Origin of the sequence: Pseudomonas mandelii, assembly GCF_002251635.1 — a bacterium.
Lineage (GTDB): Bacteria > Pseudomonadota > Gammaproteobacteria > Pseudomonadales > Pseudomonadaceae > Aquipseudomonas > Aquipseudomonas mandelii_B.
Genome location: NZ_NMOJ01000201.1, coordinates 1 through 7,330, shown reverse-complemented (window position 1 = coordinate 7,330; position 7,330 = coordinate 1). Strand labels below are relative to the sequence as shown.

Below are 7,330 nucleotides of genomic sequence, written 5' to 3'. Positions count from 1 at the left end.
GCGATTGCTGGCATGAGCCTGGGCAATCTTTGGATCTGGTCGCGACCGGAATCATTGCCGCAACTGTCTTGATCGACGCCGCGATTTACTCCCGTTTAAAACCCGCTTTACGGCACATTTTTCTGCGCAAACGTTCAACCATGACCGCTCGTCGGAGCCACCATCATGCATCCTCGTCCCACGCCGATGTGCATTGAATGGCGCTGAATGGATTTGGCGAACCGGGTCGACATCGGCCCACAGCCAACACTTCATCCCTTCGCGAGTTCGCCCTATGTTCGACTCTCTCTCTATCCGCCTGAAAATCGTCTTGCTGTCCGGCCTGTGCCTGCTTGGCGTGGTCGCGTTGATCGTCGGCATGAACTTTTACCAGACCAACCAGAACGACGAACTGGTCAGCGCCTCCAGCCGCAAGATGCTCACCACCAGCGTGCAGGACCTGCTTCAGGCCAAGGCCGCCGAACAAGCGGTGCGGGTGCAGAAGACCTTTGGTGAAAGCCTGCTGGTGGTGACCGCCCTGGCCGATCAGATCAAGGACATGCGCACCATGGCCGCCAAGCGTTCGCTGGACGCCGGTGCCTTGCGTGAAGAGTTGAACCAGAGCCTCAAGACCGCCTTCGAGCGCAACAGCAAAGTGCTGGGTATCTGGCTGTCGTTCGAACCCAACGNCCTGGACGGCAAGGACAGCGAGTTCGCCAACGATGCAGCACGCCAGTCCAATGAATCCGGGCGTTTTGCCAGTTACTGGAGCCGTGCCGGTGGGGCCGGGATCAACACGATCATGGTCGAAGATGACATGACCAAAACCACCTTGAGCCTCAGCGGCACGCCTTACAACAGCTGGTACACCTGCCCTCGCGACAGCAAACGCACCTGCCTGCTGGACCCGTATGCCGACACCGTCGGCGGCAAGGAAATGCTGATGACCACCATTTCCGTCCCGCTGCTGGTGGACGGCAAATCCATCGGCGTGGTCGGTGTCGACATCGCCCTCGACGCTCTGCAAGCAGCGGCGGTCGATTCCCAGCGTGACCTGTTCAACAGCGCCGGGCACATGCTGATCGTTTCCGGCAGCGGTGTCTTGGCCGGTTACAGCGTCGACGCGAGCAAAGTCGGCAAAAGCATCGGCGACACTCTGGGCGCTGAAGGCAAGGACATCCTGCAACTGCTCAGCGGCGGCACACCAAAGATCCTCGAACAAGGCGATTTGATTCGTGCGGTGTACCCGGTCAGCCCGATCAGCGACTCCAAAGCCTGGGGTGTGGTGATCGACCTGCCGAAACAAGTGCTGCTGGCCGACTCGGTCAAGCTGCAAGCGGTGCTCGATGACGCCCAGCAAAGCGGCACGATCAAAGCGGTGCTGGTGGCTGTCGCGGCCGGCCTGGTCGGTCTGTTGCTGATCTGGCTCACCGCGTCGGGCGTGACCCGGCCGATCAACAGCGTCGCCGAAATGCTCAAGGCGATTGCCAGCGGCGACGGCGACCTGACCCAACGCCTGCACTACAGCAANAAAGACGAATTGGGCGAGCTGGCAAACTGGTTCAACCGCTTCCTCGACAAGCTGCAGCCGACCATCGCACAGATCAAGCAAAGCATCACCGAAGCACGTGGCACGGCAGATCAGTCTTCAGCCATCGCGCGCCAGACCAGCGAAGGCATGCAGGTGCAGTTCCGCGAAATCGACCAGGTCGCCACCGCCTCCAATGAAATGAGCGCTACCGCCCATGAAGTGGCCAACAGCGCCTCCAACGCCGCCAATGCGGCCAAAGGCGCCGACCAGTCGGCGCGTGATGGCATGTCGATCATTGAACAGAGCACCCGTGATATCACCACCCTCGCCGACGAAGTCAGCAAAGCGGTGAGTGAAGTCGAAGCCCTGGCGGTGAACAGCGAGCAGATCGGCTCGGTGCTGGAAGTGATCCGCAGCATTGCCGAGCAGACCAACCTGCTGGCACTCAACGCCGCCATCGAAGCCGCGCGCGCCGGNGAAAGCGGGCGTGGNTTTGCGGTGGTGGCCGACGAAGTGCGCAACCTGGCCAAACGTACCCAGGATTCGGTGGAAGAAATNCGCATCGTGATCGAGCGCATCCAGACCGGCACGCGCGGTGTGGTGGCCACCATGCATTCGAGCCAGACCCAGGCCCACAGCAACGCCGGGCAGATCCAGCAAGCGGTCCANGCCTTGNGCAAGATCAGCGATGCGGTCACNGTGATCAGCGACATGAACCTGCAAATCGCCAGCGCCGCCGAACAGCAAAGCGCGGTGGCCGAAGAGGTCAACCGCAACGTCTCGGCGATCCGCACCGTCACCGAAACCCTGACCGGCCAGGCCACCGAATCAGCGCAGATCAGCAGCCAACTCAACTCGCTGACCACCCACCAGATGAAATTGATGGATCAGTTCCGCGTTTAAGGTTGAAACACCGCCCCCTGTGGCGAGGGGGCTTGTCGGAACGCCCGCACCGCCCCGTTCGGCTGCGCAGCAGCNNGCCCCCTCACCACAAAAGCCCGCTCCCACAAGGGGATTTAATCCGGGCGGGCAGTTTTTTGATCTATGCTCGAGCTCTCGTTCCGGAGGGCCTTCGATGACTGGTTTACTCACGTCCATTCAAGCCGCACTCGGCTTGCCTCACACGCCGATTCCCTTCACGTCCAGCGGCGCCCTGCCCTCGGCGTTTGCCGTGACTGACCTGGCCTGCGCCAGCATCGCTGCCGCCGGCCAAGCAGTCAGCGAATTTCTGCAGCAACACACCGGTCGCTTGCCCAGCCTTGAAGTCGACCGCCGCCTGGCCTCTTTCTGGTTCGCCACCTCGATCCGCCCCGTGGGCTGGAGCGTTCCACCGCTGTGGGACCCGGTGGCCGGCGACTACGCGACCCAGGACGGCTGGATCCGCTTGCACACCAACGCACCGCATCACCGCGCCGCCGCCGAAAGCGTGCTCGGCAGCTGTGCCGACCGTGCCGCGATGGCGAGCAAGGTTGCGCAATGGGCGAAAACCGATCTGGAACAGGCCGTGGTCGATGCCGGTGGTTGCGCCGCCGAGATGCGCAGCTGGGCGCAATGGCAAGCGCATTCCCAGGGCCTGGCGGTGAACGCCGAGCCGTTGATTCAGTTCAGCGCCAGCGGCGGTCAACACGCGAAACCCTGGAAAGGTTCTGTGGCGCAACCGTTGGCCGGCATCAAGGTGCTGGACTTGACCCGCGTGTTGGCCGGTCCCGTCGCCAGTCGTGTTCTCGCCGGCCTCGGCGCCGATGTGTTGCGCATCGATCCACCAACCTGGAACGAACCCGGCGTGGTGCCCGAAGTCACGCTGGGCAAACGCTGTGCACGGCTGGACCTGCACAGCAAGGACGATCGAGCCGTGTTCGAAGGCCTGCTCAAGGACGCCGATATCGTGCTCCACGGCTACCGCGCCGATGCACTGGAAAAGTTGGGCTACGGTGTCGCCGAGCGGGAAAAACTGGCGCCGGGCCTGATTGATGTGTGCCTCAATGCCTACGGCTGGAGCGGCCCATGGCGTAATCGTCGCGGCTTCGACAGCCTGGTGCAGATGAGCTGCGGGATTGCTGACGCGGGCATGGCCTGGAAANAAGCGGACAAACCGATGCCGCTGCCGGTTCAGGCGCTGGATCATGCAACCGGGTATTTAATGGCGGCTGCGGCGATCACGTTATTGGGACGGGGTGGGTCGGCCAGGTTGTCGTTGGCGCGCACGGCGAAGTTGTTGATTGAGAACGGTGCCGGGACGGGTGAGGCGCTGCGAGCTGAAGATGAAAACGATCAGGGGATGCTGGTAGAGCAAACCCCTTGGGGGCCCGCACATCGGCTTCATGTGCCGCTGAAAATAACCGGTACTCCATTGCAATGGGCACTTCCAGCTTCGGAATTGGGTGCCCATCGCGCGCAGTGGTGGTGACCGTCAGATCGCTATCGCGAGCAGGCTCGCTCCCACATTGGATCTGCGTCGAGCACAAACCTGTGGGAGCGAGCTTGCTCGCGATGGGGCCAGAACACTCAACACAAAACCGGTGCCCGCAGCCACCTCACAACGACAGCAACCCGCTGTACAACCCATACGCCGCCAGCCCCGCCCCGCTGATGACGCAGGTAAAAATGCCTTTCTCGATATGAGTGAACAACGGCTCGCCCTGCTCATGCTTGGCCTTGGCAAACAAGATCACCCCTGGCGCATACAACAACGCCGACAGCAGCAGGTATTTCACCCCGCCCGCGTACAACAACCACACCGCGTAACCCAGGGCGATGCCGCCGATCATCAGGTCCTTGGTCCGCTCGGCCGACGCGTGTTCATAGGTTTCGCCGCGTCCGCTCAACAGCACCGCATACGCCGCCGACCACAGGTACGGCACCAGGATCATCGACGATGCGAGGTAGATCAGGCTGGTGTAAGTGCCTGCCGAAAACAGCGTGATCAGCAGGAAAATCTGGATCATCACGTTGGTCAGCCACAGCGCATTGACCGGCACCTGGTTGGCGTTTTCCTTTTTCAGGAAGGCCGGCATGGTCTTGTCATGGGCCGTGGCGTANAGAATTTCTGCGCACAGCAGCGCCCAGGACAGCAAAGCCCCCAGCAACGACAACGCCAGGCCGATGCTGATCGCCACCGCGCCCCAAGGTCCGACAATATGTTCCAGCACACCTGCCAAGGATGGGTTCTGCAATTGCGCCAGTTCCGGCTGGCTCATGATCCCCAGCGACAACACATTCACCAGTACCAGCAGCGCCANCACGCCGAGAAAACCGATCACCGTGGCCCGGCCGACATCCGAGCGCTTCTCCGCCCTGGCCGAGTACACACTGGCGCCTTCAATGCCGATGAAGACGAACACGGTGACCAGCATCATGTTGCGCACCTGATCAACCACGCTGCCGAATTGCGGATTGCCCAAGCCCCAGATATCGCGGGTGAAGACGTCCGCCTTGAAAGCGACGGCGGTGATGACCACAAACATCACCAGCGGCACGATCTTCGCCACGGTGGTGATCTGGTTGATGAACGCCGCCTCCTTGATGCCGCGCAGCACCAGAAAATGCACGGCCCACAACAACAGCGACGCGCAGCCAATAGCGACCGGCGTATTGCCCTGGCCGAACACCGGGAAGAAGTAACCCAGGGTGCTGAACAGCAACACGAAGTACCCGACGTTGCCCAGCCAGGCGCTGATCCAGTAACCCCACGCGGATGAAAAACCCATGTAATCGCCGAACCCGGCCTTGGCGTAGGCATACACCCCGGCGTCCAGTTCAGGTTTGCGATTGGCCAGGGTCTGGAACACGAAGGCCAGGGTCANCATGCCGACGGCGGTGATCGCCCAACCGATCAACACGGCGCCCACTCCGGCGCGCGCGGCCATGTTTTGTGGCAAGGAAAAAATCCCGCCGCCAATCATCGATCCCACCACCAGGGCGATCAGCGCACTCAGGCGAAGCTTTTGCGTCGGTTGCGACATGCGACATCCCCTTTNGCTCCCTAGCCTCAAATGGATAAACTTTAACTAAATGGATAACGGATTTAACCGTTTATTAGTTAACGGAAAATAACGTCTTTTATTTATAACCGATCAATCTATGGCTCATCGGTGCTTAACAGTTTTGTGTGTCAATCCTGATAAATCAATTCTGTACTGAAAACAGACGTCAAAAATTTGCGTAAACCCGAAAACAGACTAGCTTCAAAACTCCAAGTAATTCCGGGTTGCGGCCATTAAATCTAGCCAAGGCCTCTGGAAAGGGCATTTGCGGTTATACAGTTATGACCGCGAAAAGTTCATAAGTCTTTCATTAACAATGGAATGTGCCCATGCACTGATCCATGTCAGCTAATTGAACAGNGCACAGAATTATTCTGTGGTCTCTCTTCTCCTGCATTGGAGTCATGCAATGTCTGAATCTCCCGGAAAACTTCGACTGGGCGCACTGGTTGCACTGGTTGTCGGCTCTATGATTGGTGGCGGGATTTTCTCTTTGCCCCAGAACATGGCCGCCAGTGCCGACGTCGGCGCNGTGCTGATCGGTTGGGCNATTACCGCCATCGGCATGCTGACCCTCGCTTTCGTGTTCCAGACCCTGGCCAATCGCAAACCTGACCTGGATGGCGGGGTGTATGCCTACGCCAAGGCCGGNTTCGGCGACTACATGGGTTTCTCGTCCGCCTGGGGGTACTGGATCAGTGCCTGGCTGGGCAACGTCGGGTATTTCGTGTTGCTGTTCAGCACCCTCGGCTATTTCTTTCCGATCTTCGGCGAAGGCAATACGCCTGCGGCGGTGATTGGCGCCTCGGTGTTGCTGTGGGCCGTGCACTTTCTGGTGCTGCGCGGGATCAAGGAAGCCGCGTTCATCAACCTGGTGACCACCGTCGCCAAGGTGGTGCCGCTGGTGCTGTTCGTGCTGATCGCCGTGTTCGCGTTCAAACTGGACATTTTCACCGCCGATATCTGGGGCGTGAAAAACCCGGACCTGGGCAGTGTGATGAACCAGGTGCGCAACATGATGCTGGTTACCGTGTGGGTATTCATCGGCATCGAAGGCGCGAGCATCTTCTCGTCCCGTGCGGAAAAACGCTCCGACGTGGGCAAGGCTACCGTCATCGGTTTTATCACCGTGCTGCTGTTCCTGATGCTGGTGAACGTGCTGTCCCTGGGGATCATGACCCAACCGGAATTGGCCAAATTGCAGAACCCGTCGATGGCCGCCGTGCTGGAGCATGTAGTCGGTCACTGGGGCGCGGTGCTGATCAGCGTCGGCTTGATCATCTCCCTGCTGGGGGCGCTGCTGTCGTGGGTGTTGCTGTGCGCGGAGATCATGTTCGCCGCCGCCAAGGACCACACCATGCCGGAGTTCCTGCGTAAGGAAAATGCCAACCATGTGCCGGTCAACGCCCTGTGGCTGACCAACGCGATGGTGCAGGTGTTCCTGGTGATCACGCTGTTTTCCGCCAGCACTTACCTGTCGCTGATTTACCTCGCCACTTCGATGATTCTGGTGCCTTACCTGTGGTCAGCAGCTTACGCCCTGCTTTTGGCGGTGCGTGGCGAGAGCTATGAAAACGCAGCGGCCGAACGCAAGAAAGACCTGTTCATCGGCGCCGTCGCCCTGATCTACGCGATCTGGCTGCTCTACGCCGGTGGCACCAAGTACCTGCTGCTGTCCGCCCTGCTCTACGCGCCTGGCGCGATCCTGTTCGCCAAGGCCAAGCATGAACTGGGCAAACCGATTTTCACCAACGTCGAGAAGCTGATATTCGCCGCGGTAGTCGTGGGCGCCCTGGTGGCGGCCTACGGGCTCTACGCCGGCTTCCTGACACTGTAA

3 protein-coding genes and 3 pseudogenes are annotated in these 7,330 nt (G+C 60.2%); 5 read left to right on the top strand and 1 reads right to left on the bottom strand.

Going from position 1 to position 7,330, the window contains the following annotated elements; translation table 11 throughout:
- The 4 genes and pseudogenes from B7L09_RS32490 to B7L09_RS24615 all read left to right on the top strand — a co-directional run.
- Nucleotides 1-72 (top strand): annotated as a pseudogene (locus B7L09_RS32490) (DUF454 domain-containing protein); the annotation flags it as partial.
- 202 nt (nucleotides 73-274) lie between these two features.
- Nucleotides 275-1,555 (top strand): annotated as a pseudogene (locus B7L09_RS32925) (methyl-accepting chemotaxis protein); the annotation flags it as partial.
- 333 nt (nucleotides 1,556-1,888) lie between these two features.
- Nucleotides 1,889-2,413: pseudogene (locus tag B7L09_RS32920) on the top strand (methyl-accepting chemotaxis protein); the annotation flags it as partial.
- Nucleotides 2,414-2,585: 172 nt separating this feature from the next.
- Complete coding sequence (locus B7L09_RS24615; protein ID WP_094471020.1) at nucleotides 2,586-3,917, top strand: CoA transferase; 1,332 nt, start codon at nucleotides 2,586-2,588, stop codon at nucleotides 3,915-3,917.
- A gap of 127 nt (nucleotides 3,918-4,044) precedes the next feature.
- Here B7L09_RS24615 and arcD (B7L09_RS24610) read toward each other — a convergent pair whose 3' ends face one another.
- A complete protein-coding gene (gene arcD, locus B7L09_RS24610) occupies nucleotides 4,045-5,472 on the bottom strand; it encodes an arginine-ornithine antiporter (protein ID WP_094471019.1) in 1,428 nt (475 codons plus the stop codon).
- Between the two features lie 430 nt (nucleotides 5,473-5,902).
- Here arcD (B7L09_RS24610) and arcD (B7L09_RS24605) point away from each other — a divergent pair, with 430 nt between their 5' ends.
- Entirely contained in the window at nucleotides 5,903-7,330 is a 1,428-nt protein-coding gene (gene arcD / locus B7L09_RS24605; protein ID WP_094471018.1) for an arginine-ornithine antiporter, read from the top strand.